This is a genomic window from Campylobacter sp. RKI_CA19_01116, assembly GCF_025771405.1.
Lineage (GTDB): Bacteria > Campylobacterota > Campylobacteria > Campylobacterales > Campylobacteraceae > Campylobacter_D.
In genome coordinates this window covers 50,714-64,187 of record NZ_JAKMQF010000005.1, presented here as the reverse complement: position 1 = coordinate 64,187, position 13,474 = coordinate 50,714, and the positions used below count along the sequence as shown (strand labels likewise).

General features: G+C 32.6%; 24 protein-coding genes and 1 tRNA gene. 22 read left to right on the top strand and 3 right to left on the bottom strand.

Features of this window, described 5'->3' with window-relative positions; translation table 11 throughout:
- Positions 1 to 49: 49 nt before the first annotated feature.
- Positions 50 to 1,423 (top strand): C4-dicarboxylate transporter DcuC, encoded by a 1,374-nt coding sequence (dcuC, locus tag L8U41_RS05160; RefSeq protein WP_263663713.1) that lies wholly within the window; start codon positions 50 to 52, stop codon positions 1,421 to 1,423.
- Positions 1,424 to 1,448: 25 nt separating this feature from the next.
- Here dcuC and purM read toward each other — a convergent pair whose 3' ends face one another.
- Positions 1,449 to 2,438 (bottom strand): phosphoribosylformylglycinamidine cyclo-ligase, encoded by a 990-nt coding sequence (gene purM / locus L8U41_RS05155; protein ID WP_070255708.1) that lies wholly within the window; start codon positions 2,436 to 2,438, stop codon positions 1,449 to 1,451.
- A 58-nt stretch (positions 2,439 to 2,496) separates the two neighbouring features.
- Between purM and coaE the strand changes: the two genes are divergently transcribed.
- The 3 genes from coaE to L8U41_RS05140 are packed head-to-tail and all read left to right on the top strand — an operon-like array spanning position 2,497 to position 4,518.
- Complete coding sequence (gene coaE, locus L8U41_RS05150; RefSeq protein ID WP_263702419.1) at positions 2,497 to 3,090, top strand: dephospho-CoA kinase; 594 nt, start codon at positions 2,497 to 2,499, stop codon at positions 3,088 to 3,090.
- Positions 3,087 to 3,836: a diaminopimelate epimerase gene (gene dapF / locus L8U41_RS05145; RefSeq protein ID WP_263679251.1), complete on the top strand. Its 750-nt coding sequence runs from the start codon at positions 3,087 to 3,089 to the stop codon at positions 3,834 to 3,836. The genes coaE and dapF overlap by 4 nt, the downstream gene beginning before the upstream one ends.
- The gene (locus L8U41_RS05140; RefSeq protein ID WP_263702420.1) at positions 3,811 to 4,518 is read left to right on the top strand and encodes a glucosaminidase domain-containing protein; all 708 of its coding nucleotides are present in this window, start codon (positions 3,811 to 3,813) and stop codon (positions 4,516 to 4,518) included. The genes dapF and L8U41_RS05140 overlap by 26 nt, the downstream gene beginning before the upstream one ends.
- Here the strand turns inward: L8U41_RS05140 and L8U41_RS05135 are convergent.
- Positions 4,515 to 5,576, bottom strand: coding sequence for an ATP-binding protein (locus tag L8U41_RS05135; RefSeq protein ID WP_263702421.1), 1,062 nt, complete (start codon positions 5,574 to 5,576; stop codon positions 4,515 to 4,517). The genes L8U41_RS05140 and L8U41_RS05135 overlap by 4 nt on opposite strands.
- 18 nt (positions 5,577 to 5,594) lie before the next feature.
- Positions 5,595 to 5,670: transfer RNA gene (locus tag L8U41_RS05130), tRNA-Ala, on the bottom strand.
- A 226-nt stretch (positions 5,671 to 5,896) separates the two neighbouring features.
- Between L8U41_RS05130 and rpsJ the strand changes: the two genes are divergently transcribed.
- From rpsJ to rplR, 18 genes are all read left to right on the top strand, one after another.
- Positions 5,897 to 6,208: a 30S ribosomal protein S10 gene (gene rpsJ, locus L8U41_RS05125; RefSeq protein WP_012660810.1), complete on the top strand. Its 312-nt coding sequence runs from the start codon at positions 5,897 to 5,899 to the stop codon at positions 6,206 to 6,208.
- A gap of 9 nt (positions 6,209 to 6,217) precedes the next feature.
- Positions 6,218 to 6,793 (top strand): 50S ribosomal protein L3, encoded by a 576-nt coding sequence (rplC, locus tag L8U41_RS05120; RefSeq protein WP_012660811.1) that lies wholly within the window; start codon positions 6,218 to 6,220, stop codon positions 6,791 to 6,793.
- On the top strand, positions 6,790 to 7,404 hold the full coding sequence (gene rplD / locus L8U41_RS05115; RefSeq protein WP_039617137.1) for a 50S ribosomal protein L4: 615 nt from the start codon (positions 6,790 to 6,792) through the stop codon (positions 7,402 to 7,404). Before rplC ends, rplD begins: the two co-directional genes overlap by 4 nt.
- A gap of 1 nt (position 7,405) precedes the next feature.
- Positions 7,406 to 7,687: a 50S ribosomal protein L23 gene (locus L8U41_RS05110; protein WP_039617139.1), complete on the top strand. Its 282-nt coding sequence runs from the start codon at positions 7,406 to 7,408 to the stop codon at positions 7,685 to 7,687.
- 1 nt (position 7,688) lies between these two features.
- Positions 7,689 to 8,519 carry a 50S ribosomal protein L2 gene (gene rplB / locus L8U41_RS05105; protein ID WP_039617141.1) on the top strand — a complete coding sequence of 277 codons (831 nt, stop codon included), beginning with the start codon at positions 7,689 to 7,691 and terminating at the stop codon, positions 8,517 to 8,519.
- A gap of 1 nt (position 8,520) precedes the next feature.
- Positions 8,521 to 8,802, top strand: a complete 282-nt coding sequence (rpsS, locus tag L8U41_RS05100; protein WP_039617142.1) for a 30S ribosomal protein S19 — start codon at positions 8,521 to 8,523, stop codon at positions 8,800 to 8,802.
- Positions 8,803 to 8,811: 9 nt separating this feature from the next.
- Positions 8,812 to 9,186, top strand: a complete 375-nt coding sequence (gene rplV / locus L8U41_RS05095; protein ID WP_039617143.1) for a 50S ribosomal protein L22 — start codon at positions 8,812 to 8,814, stop codon at positions 9,184 to 9,186.
- A gap of 1 nt (position 9,187) precedes the next feature.
- Positions 9,188 to 9,889, top strand: a complete 702-nt coding sequence (gene rpsC / locus L8U41_RS05090; RefSeq protein WP_039617145.1) for a 30S ribosomal protein S3 — start codon at positions 9,188 to 9,190, stop codon at positions 9,887 to 9,889.
- 2 nt (positions 9,890 to 9,891) lie between these two features.
- Positions 9,892 to 10,317, top strand: coding sequence for a 50S ribosomal protein L16 (gene rplP / locus L8U41_RS05085; RefSeq protein WP_012660818.1), 426 nt, complete (start codon positions 9,892 to 9,894; stop codon positions 10,315 to 10,317).
- A complete protein-coding gene (gene rpmC / locus L8U41_RS05080; RefSeq protein WP_012660819.1) occupies positions 10,304 to 10,489 on the top strand; it encodes a 50S ribosomal protein L29 in 186 nt (61 codons plus the stop codon). Before rplP ends, rpmC begins: the two co-directional genes overlap by 14 nt.
- A 9-nt stretch (positions 10,490 to 10,498) precedes the next feature.
- Positions 10,499 to 10,750: a 30S ribosomal protein S17 gene (gene rpsQ / locus L8U41_RS05075; RefSeq protein ID WP_039617148.1), complete on the top strand. Its 252-nt coding sequence runs from the start codon at positions 10,499 to 10,501 to the stop codon at positions 10,748 to 10,750.
- Positions 10,750 to 11,118, top strand: a complete 369-nt coding sequence (rplN, locus tag L8U41_RS05070; RefSeq protein WP_012660821.1) for a 50S ribosomal protein L14 — start codon at positions 10,750 to 10,752, stop codon at positions 11,116 to 11,118. Before rpsQ ends, rplN begins: the two co-directional genes overlap by 1 nt.
- A complete protein-coding gene (rplX, locus tag L8U41_RS05065; protein ID WP_012660822.1) occupies positions 11,118 to 11,345 on the top strand; it encodes a 50S ribosomal protein L24 in 228 nt (75 codons plus the stop codon). The genes rplN and rplX overlap by 1 nt, the downstream gene beginning before the upstream one ends.
- Before the next feature lies 1 nt (position 11,346).
- Complete coding sequence (gene rplE / locus L8U41_RS05060; protein ID WP_012660823.1) at positions 11,347 to 11,892, top strand: 50S ribosomal protein L5; 546 nt, start codon at positions 11,347 to 11,349, stop codon at positions 11,890 to 11,892.
- Position 11,893: 1 nt separating this feature from the next.
- Positions 11,894 to 12,079 carry a type Z 30S ribosomal protein S14 gene (locus L8U41_RS05055; RefSeq protein ID WP_012660824.1) on the top strand — a complete coding sequence of 62 codons (186 nt, stop codon included), beginning with the start codon at positions 11,894 to 11,896 and terminating at the stop codon, positions 12,077 to 12,079.
- 12 nt (positions 12,080 to 12,091) lie between these two features.
- Positions 12,092 to 12,487 (top strand): 30S ribosomal protein S8, encoded by a 396-nt coding sequence (gene rpsH, locus L8U41_RS05050; protein WP_039617152.1) that lies wholly within the window; start codon positions 12,092 to 12,094, stop codon positions 12,485 to 12,487.
- 78 nt (positions 12,488 to 12,565) lie between these two features.
- A complete protein-coding gene (gene rplF, locus L8U41_RS05045; protein WP_039617154.1) occupies positions 12,566 to 13,102 on the top strand; it encodes a 50S ribosomal protein L6 in 537 nt (178 codons plus the stop codon).
- 9 nt (positions 13,103 to 13,111) lie between these two features.
- Entirely contained in the window at positions 13,112 to 13,468 is a 357-nt protein-coding gene (gene rplR / locus L8U41_RS05040; RefSeq protein ID WP_039617157.1) for a 50S ribosomal protein L18, read from the top strand.
- The last annotated feature ends 6 nt before the right edge of the window (positions 13,469 to 13,474 follow it).

Sequence of the window (13,474 nt, the reverse complement as noted above, 5' to 3'; positions counted from 1 at the left end):
TTAAGAAAAACCCCGTAAAATAAACTAAATACAAAAATTAGGAGGTTTTATGGAGGTTTTTCTTTCTGTCGTGGCTACTTTATTTTGTGTATTTTTAGTAGCCTATTTTATTCTTAAAAAATACAATCCTATCTTTACTTTTTTTCTCTCAGGTATTATTATCTTAATCATCATTTCTTTAGCAACTGGTGAGTCTGTGCTAAAACAAAGCTTAGGAAATCCTGTTTTTGATGTCTTTGGCTTTGTAACTCAAACTTTTAAGACAAATTTAGCTGGTGTGGGGCTTATTATAATGTCTGTTGCAGGTTTTGCAGCTTATATGAAGCACATTAATGCTTCGGCAAAGTTAGCTTTTGTAGCAAATAAACCACTAGGCAAGATTAAAAATAAATACCTAGTTTTAAGTGGAACTTTTGTAGTGGGTATGGCTTTAAAAATAGTTATTTCAAGTTACACAGGATTGTTACTTTTATTGCTTGCTTCGATTTATCCTGTTTTAATCGCCATAGGAATTCGTCCTATCACTGCTGTATCGGTTTTGTCATTAATTGCACTTGATTATGGTCCTAAAGATGGAAATTCTATAAATTTAGCAGATATGGTAGGCATTGAAAATGTTGTTGCTATGTTTTTTGAATACCAAATTTATCCTGTTATAGCTTATGTTGTTGTGATAGCTTTGCTTATTCCATTTTATTATAGTTATATGGATAAAAAAGACTTAGCAAAAGGCGTTGTGGATAATATCGAACATATGGAAATAAAAAACCCAAATTGTCCTTTATTTTATATTTTCTTGCCTTGGCTTCCTATAGTGTTTTTATTTGGTGCTTATTTTGCAAATTTATATGGATATAAAGTGAAGCTAGATGTGGTGAGTGCCAATTTTTTAAGTATAAGTTTGGTTTTTATTTTAGAGTATGTTAGACATAAAGATGCAAAAAAACTTGCAGATGATTTGATGGTGATACTAAAAGCCATGGCAGAAATTTTTGTAAGTGTTGTTTGTATTATCATTGCAGCTTCTATTTTTGCAGAAGGTATTAAAGCGTTAAAAGGTATAGAACATTTAGCCTTAGCAGTTTCTTCTATGGGAGCTTCTGCTGTGTTGCTTACTATTATAGTTTTAAGCTTTATTGTGTATTTTGCAAGTGTGATTATGGGTAGTGGGATTGCTGCTTTTAATGCTTTTGGAAGACTTGCTCCAGATATTGCTCAAAAACTAGGGATTAATCCTATCTCACTAGCTTTGCCACTTGAGATTGCTTCTTGTTTGGGGCGTGCTGCCTCGCCAATATCGGGTGGAATTTTAGCCTTAGCAGGCTTTGCAAAATTAGATCCTATAGCCATTGTTAAAAGATCTACTCCTATGTTGCTTGTAGGAATGGCTTTAAATATCCTAATAGCTTGGTATTTTGCATAAATTTAGAGTGATGGCTTTTAAGCTATCACTCTAAAACAACCCCTTCATTTAATACAACTTCGCCTATTACATAAGCATCTGAGCTTTCTAAAACTTTTCCTACATTAGATGGATCTACCACCATAACTAAACCCACACCCATATTAAAGCTTCTATACATTTCAGCCTCTTCTACACTTTGGCCTATTTGGTAAAAAATTTCAGGAGTTTTTAGATGATGTTTTCTGATGATTGCACCTATTCCTCTTGGGAAAACTCTAGGTAAATTTTCTACTAAACCACCACCTGTTATATGAGCTAGTGCATTGATGAATGGTTTTAATTTTAAAAAGTCTTTTACGTAAATTCTTGTAGGTTCAAGTAAAATATCGATTAAATTTTTACCCTCTATTTTATCATCAAACTTAAGCTTTTGTGCTTCAAATAGTACTTTTCTAGCTAAAGAATATCCATTAGAATGAAGCCCGCTACTAGGTAGAGCTAGTAAAATATCTCCATTTTTTACAAAATTTCTTCTATCGATTTCATCTTTTTCGGCCATACCCACTGAAAAACCTGCTAAGTCAAAATCATTGCTATGATACATTCCAGGCATTTCAGCAGTTTCTCCGCCTATTAAGGCACAATTTGCTTTTTTACAACCATTAGCAATTCCTGCTACGACTTTTTTAGCTACTTCTACATCTAATTTTGCAGTTGCATAATAGTCTAAAAAAAACAAAGGCGTAGCAAAATTGCAAATTAAATCATTCACACACATTGCTACTAAGTCCTCGCCTATGGTGTCAAATTTTTGACTATCAATAGCAAGACGCAACTTCGTTCCCACTCCATCAGTTGCTGCTAGCATAACAGGATTTTTAAAACCACTTGGCATAGCAAAAGCACCCGAAAAAGAGCCTATGCCACCTAAAACATTTTCATTAAAAGTTTCTTTTACTAAAGGCTTGATTGCTTCTACAAAAGCATTGCCATTGTCTATACTTACGCCCGCATCTTCATAGCTTATATTCATTTATCTTCCTTTAAGAATTTAAAAGGTATTTTAACTAAAAATGTTTTAAGGCTAAATTATGCAAAATGCTTATTTTGTAACTTCAAGTATAGCGGGTGGAAAGTCAAGCTTTATAAAAATAGTTCAAAATTTGGGTTTTGATACTTTAAGCGCAGATGTGATAGCTCATGAGCTTTTAAATGAAAATGCAAATTCCATAGCTAAGCTTTTTGATAACGATGATTTAATCATAGCAGGAAAAATAGATAGAAAAAAACTTGGAACTATTGTATTTAATGACTTAAATGCTAAAAAAAAGCTAGAAGATTTTTTACATCCTAAAATCAAAGAAGTTATTTTACAAAAAGCTCAAATTTTAGATAAAAAAAACAAGGCTTTTTTTATAGAACTGCCTTTATTTTTTGAAAATAATCACTATCAAAATTTAGGAAAAAGTATATTAATTTATGTTCCAAAAGAACTTTTACTTCAAAGATTAATGCAAAGAGATAATTTAGATAAAAACGAAGCCTTAAAAAGAATTAATTTACAACTTGATATAGAAGAAAAACTAAAAAAAGCAGATTTTGTGATAAAAAATACCTCAGGTTATGAAAATTTTGAGAAAAATGTGCTAAATTTTTTAAAACACACTTTAAAGGTTGAAAAATGAAATTTTACAAGTACTGTGCTAGCGGGAATGATTTTGTGGTGTTTGCAGATAGTGAAAAAAAAGATCGTAGCGAATTAGCTAAAATTCTTTGTAATCGTTATGAAGGCATAGGTGCTGATGGGCTTATAGTAGTTGTGCCTCATGATAGATATGATTTTGAATGGGAATTTTATAATTGTGATGGGAGCAAGGCAAGTATGTGCGGTAATGGCTCACGCGCAGCAGCTCATTTTGCTCATCATTATTTGAAAAAATCTCAATATTTAAATTTCTTAACCGGCGCAGGACTTATAAAATCTTTTGTTGATGATGATATAGTTGAAATTAAACTTAGCGGGGTAAAGGATATTAAAGAAGCTTTTGAGTATAAAGGTAGAATTTGGCAAGGCTGTAATACTGGTGTTCCGCATATAGTAACCTTTGTTGATGATTTAAACGAATTTGATGTAAATTTATGCAAAGAAGTGCGTAAAAGATACAATGCAAATGTTAACTTTGCCAAAGTAGAAGATGATGAATTTATAAGAGTTAGAACTTATGAACGTGGAGTAGAAGATGAGACTTTAGCTTGTGGTACGGGTATGGGGGCTTGTTTTTATCTAGCGTATTTAAATCAAGAGGTAAAAGATGATATTTTGGTAAAGCCAAAAAGTAATGAAAGTTTGTATTTTAGATTAGAAGAAGATCAAATATTTTTTAGAGGAAAGGTAAAGTGCTGTTTTGAAGCTGATTATAATTTTACTTAGTAGTGTTTTATTTTTAAAAGCTGAATTTATAGCAGGTTTTGATGAGCAATATTATGCTTTAAGTATAAAAGAAAAGCGTGAGGTTTTTATCAAAAAAATCAATGCTTTATTGGATATTTCTTTTAAAGAGATAGAAAAGGAAAAAGAATTTATAGAATTTTTCTTTAAAGAAGCTATAAAGAATAATTTTAGAAAGCTAAATACTAATGCTGTGCAAAAACTATGGTCTTTGAAAGAAAAATACCGTGTTAAAAATTTATATGATCACAAAGAATATCAAATGCGTGTCCAAAAGGTTCCAAAGTCTTTAGCTATAGCTCAAGCTATTATTGAAAGTGCAACTGGTACAAGTCGCTTTGCTAAAGAGGCAAATAATTTATTTGGAGAATGGACTTGGGGTGAAAAAGGTTTAGTGCCAAAGGAAAGAGGCGAGGGTAAAACTCACAAAATTCGTATATTTGATAGCTTGCAAGAAAGTGTGGATTCATACTTGCTTAATTTAAATCGCCACGATGCTTATAAGGAATTTAGAGCTTGGCGGTGGGATGCTATAAATCAAAATGAAAAACTTGATGGTAAAGAAGCGGCAAGTCATTTAGAAAAATATTCAGAGATTAAAAGTAATTACACTAAGCTTATTTTATCTATCATCGAGCAATATAAGCTTGATGAGTTAGATTAATTACCCAAGGCCCACTCATCAAAAGGTAAAATCATCACGCGCACCCCCTCAATGAAAAACTCATCTCTTTGTGAAAGCGTGATGATATAAATAGTCGAAAGTGCAAGTTGATTTTTACTAAGGATTTTTTTGACTTTTAAGCTAAGTAAATCTTTATCTTTAAAGGGTGAGCATAAAAATGCATTTTTAAGACTTGGTAAGTAAAAATCAAAATGCTTAGTATAAAAAATTTCTTGTTTAAATTTAAACAACTCACTTAAAATTAAATTTTCAAACAAAGTACTAAAGTCTTTTTGTATGCTTAGAGAATTTTTTAGTGAAAAGTCCCAAAAATATACTTTTTTTAAATTCTTTTCAAGATTTTTTACAAAATACAAAGTGTAGTTTGATTCTAGTTTTTCTATACTTTTATATAAGGTATCTTTGGAAATTTTTATACTGTTTTTTAGAGTTTTTAATAACTCATTAACGCTAAATTCACTTCCAAGTTCTAAGGCGATTTGTTTGAGTATAGTAAGCTCTAATGGGGTATAAAAGCTTTTTAAGTACGATGAGTTTGTGTTAAAGTTGTGATTTAAAATCACATTGCGCCCTGTGTGTAAAAAATAACTTACCATGGTTTTAGTGTCAACATATTTTTTGTTTAGGCTTAAAAATTCTTCAAAATCTAAATAATCTAAATGAAGTTCTTCAAACTGATCTAAGCAAAAATTACTATCACAAACGCTTATTATGATTTGCAAATTAAGATGTTTTAAACTAGCAAAGTCAAAATCATGAGTAAAGTTACAAAGTGCTAAAAATTTAATTTGCGGATTATAAGTTAAAAACGAATTTAAATTTATTAAAGCACTTGCTTGAAATTTTAAATCATCACAATCAATAAAGAGTATATTTTCACTTTTATACAAAGATAAAAAATTTAAAATCAAATTTTTCTTACCACTTGCAAAACCACCTTTTATGATGATGTTTTTATGGGTTTGGATTTGAATTTTTCTTTCATCAAATTTTTGAAATTTTGGGTAATTATCGTAAAAAAATTGTAGTGATTTCATAGATTTCTTTATACTAAATGGTGGAGCATAGCGGGTTCGAACCGCTGACCCCAACGCTGCCAGCGTTGTGCTCTCCCAGCTGAGCTAATGCCCCTTTAGATTTTGAAATCATACTATATTTTTTCTTAGATTTTCTTAATGCATAAAAAATCTTGTAAAATTTATAAAATTTAATTTTTATCCTTTTTAAAAGGAAAATAATTAAAAAAAATGCATAAATTTCTTGACATAGCAAAGTATGTTTTTATATAATCTCAACATCATTTTATATGGTGGTTAGATTCTTATGGGTCTAACGAGTTCTTTACAAAGGAAAAAATATGGAAAGAATCAGGCTTAAGCTAAAAGCTTATGACCACAGAGTTCTAGATCGCACAGTTGCAGCAATTGTAGAAGCTGTTAAAAGAACAGGTGCTGACATCAGAGGTCCAGTGCCAATGCCTACAAAAATCAAAAGATACACAGTTTTGAAATCTCCACACATCAATAAAGATTCACGCGAACAATTTGAGATGAGAATTCATGCTCGTATGCTTGATATTGTAGCAGCTACTCCAGATACAGTAGATTCACTCACTAAGCTTGACTTGGCTCCAGAGGTCAATGTTGAAGTAAGAGCTATGGGTAAATAAGGATAGAATATGGAATACATTGTAGAAAAAATTGGTATGAGTAGAACAATCAGCACACCAAGCATTCCTGTAACCTTACTTAAACTTGTTCAAACTAAAGTATGTGAAGTAGAAAATGGAAAAGCTTTGGTTGCTTATGTAAAAGGCAAAGCAAATAATAAATGCATTGCGGGTCAGCAAAAAAAATACAATCTTTCAGCTGAATATAATAGATTTGCTTCTTTAGAAGTAGCAAACACAGAAGCAGGTGATATTGATCTTAATCCTTTAAAAGAAGCTTCTATCTTAAAAGTAAGCTTTAATTCTAAAGGTAGAGGTTATAGTGGGGTTGTTAAAAGACACGGATTTGCCGGAGGTCCTGCAAGTCACGGTTCAAGATTCCACAGACGTCACGGATCAATCGGTAACCGCGAATGGCCAGGTCGTGTTCAACCAGGTATGAAAATGGCAGGTCATTATGGTAATGTAAAAGTTACTGTTAAAAATGAAGTAGTTTCATTTGATGAAGAAAATGGCATCTTAGTAGTAAAAGGTGCAGTACCAGGATTTAATGGTGCTATGGGTAAAATAAGGATTGCAAAATGAGTAAAGTAACTGTTTTAAATGATAAATTTGAAAAAGCTAGTGAACTCGATCTTCCAGCAAAATATGCAGAAGTTAATCCTCACAACCTTTATTTATATGTAAAATCTTATCTTGCTAGCCTTAGAGCAAACACAGCTCATACTAAAGGTAGAAGCGATGTAAGCGGTGGTGGTAAAAAACCATGGAGACAAAAAGGTCGTGGTGGTGCAAGAGCAGGTTCAACAAGAACGAATGTTTGGGTTGGTGGTGCTGTGGCATTTGGTCCTACAAACAATCGTAACTATTTCCAAAAAGTTAATAAAAAACAAAAACGCTTAGCGCTTGAAAGAGCATTGGCTGATAAAGCACAAAACAATGCATTATTCTCAGTAGATAGTTTAAGCATTGAAAGCGGTAAAACAAAAGATGCAAATGCAGTTATTAAAAAGCTTGGTTTAAAAGATGCTTTAATTGTAAAAGATTTACTAGATGAAAAAACACTTCTTGCTTTTAGAAACTTAGCAAATTGCTATGTAGTTGATATTAGCGAAGTAAATGCTTATTTAGTATCTGTATTTAATGCTGTTATCATTGAAAAAGCAGCGCTTGAATCTATCGTAAAAGAGGGTTAAAATGGCAGATATTACTGATATAAAAACAATTCTTTACACTGAAAAAAGCTTAAACCTTCAAGAGCAAGGTGTTGTAGTTATTCAAACTTCTCCAAAAATGACTAAAAATGGTCTAAAAGAAGTTTTAAGAGAATATTTTGGTGTAACTCCAGTAAGAATTAATTCTTTAAAAATGGATGGAAAAGTAAAGCGTTTTAGAGGTCGTGAAGGTCAAAGAAATAGCTTTAAAAAATTCTATGTTAAGCTACCAGAAGGTGTGAGCTTAGAAAGTTCGGAGGCATAAGATGGCAATTAAAACTTATAAACCATATACTCCAAGTAGAAGATATATCACAGGTGTAAGCTCTGATGATATCACAGCAAAAGCTAGTGTGCGTTCATTACTTGTAAAACTTCCAGCTCATGCAGGTCGTAACAATAATGGTAGAATCACAAGCCGTCATAAAGAAGCAGGTGCTAAAAAACTTTACAGAATTATAGATTTTAAAAGAAGAAAATTTGGTATTGAAGGTAAAGTTGAAGCAATCGAGTATGATCCATACAGAAATTGTCGTATTGCATTAATCTCTTATAGAGATGGTGAAAAAAGATACATCTTGCAACCAAAAGGTTTAAGTGTTGGCGATGTTGTTTGTGCTGCTGAAAGCGGACTTGACATTAAACCAGGTAATGCAATGAAATTAAGAAATATCCCAGTGGGTACTATCGTACACAATATCGAGTTAAAACCAGGCAAAGGCGGTCAAATGATCCGTTCAGCAGGTGCTTATGCTCAATTAATGGGTAAAGAAGAAAAATACGTTATCTTAAGACTTGCAAGTGGTGAAATGAGACAAGTTTTAGCTGAATGTATGGCAAGTATCGGTGAAGTTGGTAATGAAGAATGGTCAAACGTGACTATTGGTAAAGCTGGTAGAAATCGCCATAGAGGTATTCGTCCTCAAACAAGAGGTTCTGCGATGAACCCAGTTGATCACCCGCACGGTGGGGGTGAAGGTAAGAAAAATTCAGGCCGTCATCCAGTTACTCCATGGGGTAAACCAACTAAAGGTGCTAAAACTCGCCGTAAAAAAGCTAGCGATAAGCTAATAATTTCAAGAAGAAAAGGAAAGTAAGATGGCTAGGTCACTAAAAAAAGGTCCTTTTGTTGATGACCATGTAATGAAAAAAGTCATCGCTGCTAAAAAAGCTAACGATGGTAAGCCAATTAAAACTTGGTCTAGACGCAGCACTATTATACCTGATATGATAGGTTTAACTTTTAATGTTCATAATGGAAAAAGCTTTATCCCAGTATATGTTACTGAAAATCATATCGGTTACAAATTAGGTGAATTTGCACCTACTAGAACATTCAAGGGTCACAAAGGCTCTGTTCAGAAAAAAATAGGTAAGTAAGGGAGATTTATGAGTAGAGCGTTAATTAAATTCATAAGATTATCTCCAACTAAAGCGAGATTGATTGCTAGAGAAGTTCAAGGTATGAATGCAGAGCTTGCATTAGCTAGTTTGAAATTTATGCCAAATAAAGGTGCTAAATTTATAGCAAATGCTATTTCAAGTGCTGTAGCAAATGGCGGATTTGAAGCAAATGAAGTTGTTGTTTCAAGTTGTCGTGTTGATGCTGGTGCGGTTTTAAAAAGATTTAGACCAAGAGCTAGAGGAAGTGCTAGTCGTATTAGAAAGCCAACTTCACACATTTTGGTAGAAGTTAGTAAAGTAGAAGCAAGTGCTGAAAAAACTACAAAAGCTAAAAAAGCATCAGTGAAAAAGGAAAGCTAATATGGGACAAAAAGTAAATCCGATTGGTTTAAGACTAGGAATTAATAGAAATTGGGAATCAAGATGGTTTCCTACAAAAGCTAATTTAGCAGAAAATATTGGTGAAGATTATAAAATCAGAACTTTCTTAAAAAGAAAACTTTATTATGCAGGAATTAGCCAAATTCTTGTAGAAAGAACAGCGAAAAAATTAAGAGTAACTGTTGTAGCTGCAAGACCAGGGATTATTATTGGTAAAAAAGGTAGTGATGTTGATATTTTAAGAAAAGAACTTCAAGATTTAATCAAAAAAGAAGTTAATATCAATATCAAAGAAGAAAGAAAAGCAGGTGCTTCAGCTCAGCTTGCAGCTGAAAGTGTTGCTACTCAACTTGAAAAAAGAATTGCTTTTAGAAGAGCAATGAAAAAAGTAATTCAAGGAGCGCAAAAAGCAGGTGCTAAAGGGATTAAAGTTTCAGTTTCAGGCCGTTTAGGTGGTGCTGAAATGGCAAGAACTGAATGGTACTTAGAAGGTCGTGTTCCACTTCACACTTTAAGAGCAAAAATTGATTATGGTTTTGCAGAAGCACATACTACTTATGGAAACATAGGTATTAAGGTATGGATCTTCAAAGGTGAAGTTTTACAAAAGGGTGTTCAACCTGAAAAAACCGAAGAAAACGCTCCAGCTAAAAAAACTAGAAGAGCAAGAAGAGGTAAATAATCATGTTAATGCCAAAAAGAACAAAATATCGTAAAATGATGAAAGGGCGTAACAGAGGTTATGCCAACAGAGGGACTGAATTTACTTTTGGTGATTTTGCCCTAAAAGCAACTGAAGCTGGTCGTATCAATTCACGTCAAATCGAAGCAGCTCGTATTGCTTTAACTCGTTTTGTAAAAAGACAAGGTAAAACTTGGATTAGAGTTTTCCCAGATAAACCTCTAACTAAAAAACCTTTAGAAACTCGTATGGGTAAAGGTAAAGGTGCAGTTGAGGAATGGGTAATGAACATTAAACCAGGTCGTATCATTTATGAAATGGCAGGGGTTAATGAAGAAATGGCAAGACAAGCTTTAACTTTAGCGATGCACAAATTGCCATTTAAAACTAAGTTTGTTACAAGAGAGAGCCAAAATGAAATATACTGAGATTAAAGATAAAACAGCAGGTGAGCTTGCAACAATGCTAAAAGAAAAAAAGGTGCTTTTATTTACTTTAAGACAAAAGCTAAAAACAATGCAGCTAACTAATCCTAAAGAGATTAGCGAAGTTAAAAAAGACATCGCTAGAATCAATACTGCAATTAGCGCTTTAAAATAAGGATAGAAAATGGCATTTAAAAGAGAAATTCAAGGCGTTGTTGTTCAAATTGCTGGAGATAAAACAGCAACAATTTTGGTTGAAAGAAAAGTGGTTCACCCAAAATACAGAAAAATCGTAAAACGCTTTAAAAAATATTTAATTCATGATGAAAGAAATGAACTTAAAGTGGGAAATACTGTAGTTGCTATTGAATGTAGACCACTTTCTAAGAGAAAATCATTTCGCTTAAAAACTATAGTATCAGCAGGAGTTGAGTAATGATTCAAAGTTTTACTAGGCTTGCAGTTGCTGATAATAGCGGTGCAAAAGAATTAATGTGTATTAAGGTTTTAGGTGGTAGTAAAAGAAGATACGCTACTGTTGGTGATGTAATCGTTGCATCTGTAAAAAAAGCTCTACCAAATGGTAAAGTTAAAAAAGGTCAAGTAGTAAAAGCAGTTATCGTTAGAACTAAAAAAGAAATTCATAGAGATAATGGTTCTTTAATTCGTTTTGATGAAAATGCAGCAGTTATTCTTGATGCTAAAAGAGAGCCTATCGGAACGCGTATTTTTGGACCAGTAGGTCGTGAAGTAAGATATGGTGGCTTTATGAAAATTGTTTCACTAGCACCGGAGGTGTTGTAATGAAATTAAAAATTAAAAAGAATGATATGGTAAAAGTTATCGCAGGCGATGACAAAGGCAAAACAGGTAAAGTTTTAGCAGTATTTCCTAAAACAAATAAAGTAATTGTTGAGGGTTGCAAAATCGCTAAAAAAGCTGTTAAGCCAAGTGATAAAAATCCAAACGGCGGTTTTATCAATAAAGAAATGCCAATGGATATTTCAAATGTAGCAAAGGCAGGAGAATAAGATGATGAGATTAAAAGAAAAATATACTCAAAATATCAAACCTGCTTTAGTAAAAGAATTTGATATCAAAAATCCTATGCTTATTCCTTTTATTGAAAAAGTTGTAATCAGCGTAGGTGCTGGGGAATTAGCAAAAGATCAAAAAGTATTACAAAATGTTGCAGATACTATTTCATTGATCGCTGGACAAAAAGCAGTTATCACAAAAGCTAAAAAATCAGTTGCTGGTTTTAAAGTGAGAGAAGGCTTCCCAGTAGGTGTAATGGTAACATTAAGAAAAGACAATATGTATGCTTTCTTAGATAAGCTTATTACTATAGCTCTTCCTCGTGTTAAAGACTTTAGAGGTCTTCCAAGAGATGGTTTTGATGGAAGAGGAAACTATAACTTTGGTTTAGATGAGCAGTTAATGTTCCCAGAAGTTGAATATGATAAAATCTTAAGAACTCATGGTATGAACATTTCTATCGTTACAACAGCAAAATCAGATAAAGAGGCACAAAAATTATTAGAATTATTTGGCGTGCCATTTGCAAAAGGAAAGTAATATGGCTAAAAAATCAATGATTGCAAAAGCTGCCCGCAAACCTAAATTTAGCGTTAGAGGGTATACTAGATGCCAAATTTGTGGAAGACCACATTCAGTTTATAGAGATTTTGGAATTTGTAGAGTTTGCTTAAGAAAAATGGCAAATGAAGGTTTAATTCCTGGTCTTAAAAAAGCAAGTTGGTAAGAGGAAAGAACCATGATAAATGATTTAATTTCAGATTCACTAACAAGAATTAGAAATGCAGGGATGAGAAGATTAGAAACTACTCAACTTTTGCATTCTAAAGTTATCGAAGCTTTACTTGGAATTTTCCAAGCTAAAGGTTATATTGAAAGCTTTAATGTTATTGAAGAGGATAAAAAGAAATTCATCAATGTAGTTTTAAAATACGATGAAAAAGGTAAAAGCGTAATTAACGAAGTTAAGCGTATTTCTAAACCTGGTCGTCGTGTTTATAAAGGCAAAGATGAGATCAAAAGATTTAAAAACGGTTATGGTACTATCGTAGTAAGCACTTCAAAAGGTGTTTTAGCTAACGACGAAGCTTACAAAGCAGGCGTTGGCGGCGAAGTTTTATGTACTATTTGGTAAGAGTTTCTACTTTTTATGGTATTCGGTATCCATTCTTATAAAGTAGTCATATCGTAGACAAGTAAAAAGGAAAAATGAATGTCTCGTATAGGTAAACAACCAGTTGCTATTCCAAGTGGAGTAGAAGTAAAATTAGAAGGTAACTTGCTAAAATTCAAAAAAGGAAATTTAGCAAAAGAGCTTGATACAAAAGCAAATGTTAATGTTGAGATTAAAGAAGGACAAATTCTTTTCTCTCCTAAAGGTGAAGATAGACAAAGTAGAGCTTATTGGGGAACTTATAGAGCTTTAGCTCAAAACATCATCATCGGTTTAACTGATGGTTTTAGCAAAACTTTAGAAATCAACGGTGTTGGTTATAAAGCTGCGTTAAAAGGTAAAGTTCTTGAACTTGCTTTAGGTTTTTCTCATCCTATCAACTATGCTATTCCAGAAGGCATAGAAATTACTGTTGATAAAAACAATGTTATTATCAAAGGTAGTGATAAACAAGTGGTAGGTCAAGTTGCTGCTCAAATTCGTGAATTTAGACCACCTGAGCCTTACAAAGGAAAAGGTGTTAAATATTCAGATGAGCGTATTATCCGCAAAGCTGGTAAGACATCTAAGAAGTAAGGATAGAATATGAGAGCAAATGTATTAAAAAGAAAAATATCTTTAAGAATTAAAAGAAAAAAAAGAATTAGAGCAAAAATTTCAGGAACACAAGCTCTTCCAAGAGTTTCTGTTTTCAAATCAAACAGAACTTTATATATCCAAGCTATCGATGATGTTAAAGCAGTAACTTTAGCAGCAGTAGATGGAAGAAAAATTGGTGTTAAAGCAAATAAAGAAGGCGCTAAAAAAATAGCAGCTGAATTTGCAAAAGTTTTAAAAGCTAAAAACATAGAAGAAGCAGTGTTTGATAGAAATGGTTATTTATACCATGGTGTGATTGCAGCTTTAGCTGAAGCACTAAGAGAAAACGGAATCAAACTATAACCCAAA

Bases quoted from the DNA above. Each gene is read 5' to 3' on its own strand.
- purM (WP_070255708.1), bottom strand. From the start codon at position 2,438: ATGAATATAAGCTATGAAGATGCGGGCGTAAGTATAGACAATGGCAAT.
- coaE (WP_263702419.1), top strand. From the start codon at position 2,497: ATGCAAAATGCTTATTTTGTAACTTCAAGTATAGCGGGTGGAAAGTCA.
- L8U41_RS05110 (WP_039617139.1), top strand. From the start codon at position 7,406: ATGGCAGATATTACTGATATAAAAACAATTCTTTACACTGAAAAAAGC.
- rplV (WP_039617143.1), top strand. From the start codon at position 8,812: ATGAGTAGAGCGTTAATTAAATTCATAAGATTATCTCCAACTAAAGCG.
- rplP (WP_012660818.1), top strand. From the start codon at position 9,892: ATGTTAATGCCAAAAAGAACAAAATATCGTAAAATGATGAAAGGGCGT.
- rplX (WP_012660822.1), top strand. From the start codon at position 11,118: ATGAAATTAAAAATTAAAAAGAATGATATGGTAAAAGTTATCGCAGGC.
- L8U41_RS05055 (WP_012660824.1), top strand. From the start codon at position 11,894: ATGGCTAAAAAATCAATGATTGCAAAAGCTGCCCGCAAACCTAAATTT.
- rplC (WP_012660811.1), top strand. From the start codon at position 6,218: ATGGAATACATTGTAGAAAAAATTGGTATGAGTAGAACAATCAGCACA.
- rplF (WP_039617154.1), top strand. From the start codon at position 12,566: ATGTCTCGTATAGGTAAACAACCAGTTGCTATTCCAAGTGGAGTAGAA.
- rpsS (WP_039617142.1), top strand. From the start codon at position 8,521: ATGGCTAGGTCACTAAAAAAAGGTCCTTTTGTTGATGACCATGTAATG.
- rpsC (WP_039617145.1), top strand. From the start codon at position 9,188: ATGGGACAAAAAGTAAATCCGATTGGTTTAAGACTAGGAATTAATAGA.
- rplR (WP_039617157.1), top strand. From the start codon at position 13,112: ATGAGAGCAAATGTATTAAAAAGAAAAATATCTTTAAGAATTAAAAGA.
- rplN (WP_012660821.1), top strand. From the start codon at position 10,750: ATGATTCAAAGTTTTACTAGGCTTGCAGTTGCTGATAATAGCGGTGCA.
- dapF (WP_263679251.1), top strand. From the start codon at position 3,087: ATGAAATTTTACAAGTACTGTGCTAGCGGGAATGATTTTGTGGTGTTT.
- rpsJ (WP_012660810.1), top strand. From the start codon at position 5,897: ATGGAAAGAATCAGGCTTAAGCTAAAAGCTTATGACCACAGAGTTCTA.
- rpsQ (WP_039617148.1), top strand. From the start codon at position 10,499: ATGGCATTTAAAAGAGAAATTCAAGGCGTTGTTGTTCAAATTGCTGGA.
- rplE (WP_012660823.1), top strand. From the start codon at position 11,347: ATGATGAGATTAAAAGAAAAATATACTCAAAATATCAAACCTGCTTTA.
- rpsH (WP_039617152.1), top strand. From the start codon at position 12,092: ATGATAAATGATTTAATTTCAGATTCACTAACAAGAATTAGAAATGCA.
- dcuC (WP_263663713.1), top strand. From the start codon at position 50: ATGGAGGTTTTTCTTTCTGTCGTGGCTACTTTATTTTGTGTATTTTTA.
- rplD (WP_039617137.1), top strand. From the start codon at position 6,790: ATGAGTAAAGTAACTGTTTTAAATGATAAATTTGAAAAAGCTAGTGAA.
- L8U41_RS05135 (WP_263702421.1), bottom strand. From the start codon at position 5,576: ATGAAATCACTACAATTTTTTTACGATAATTACCCAAAATTTCAAAAA.
- rplB (WP_039617141.1), top strand. From the start codon at position 7,689: ATGGCAATTAAAACTTATAAACCATATACTCCAAGTAGAAGATATATC.
- rpmC (WP_012660819.1), top strand. From the start codon at position 10,304: ATGAAATATACTGAGATTAAAGATAAAACAGCAGGTGAGCTTGCAACA.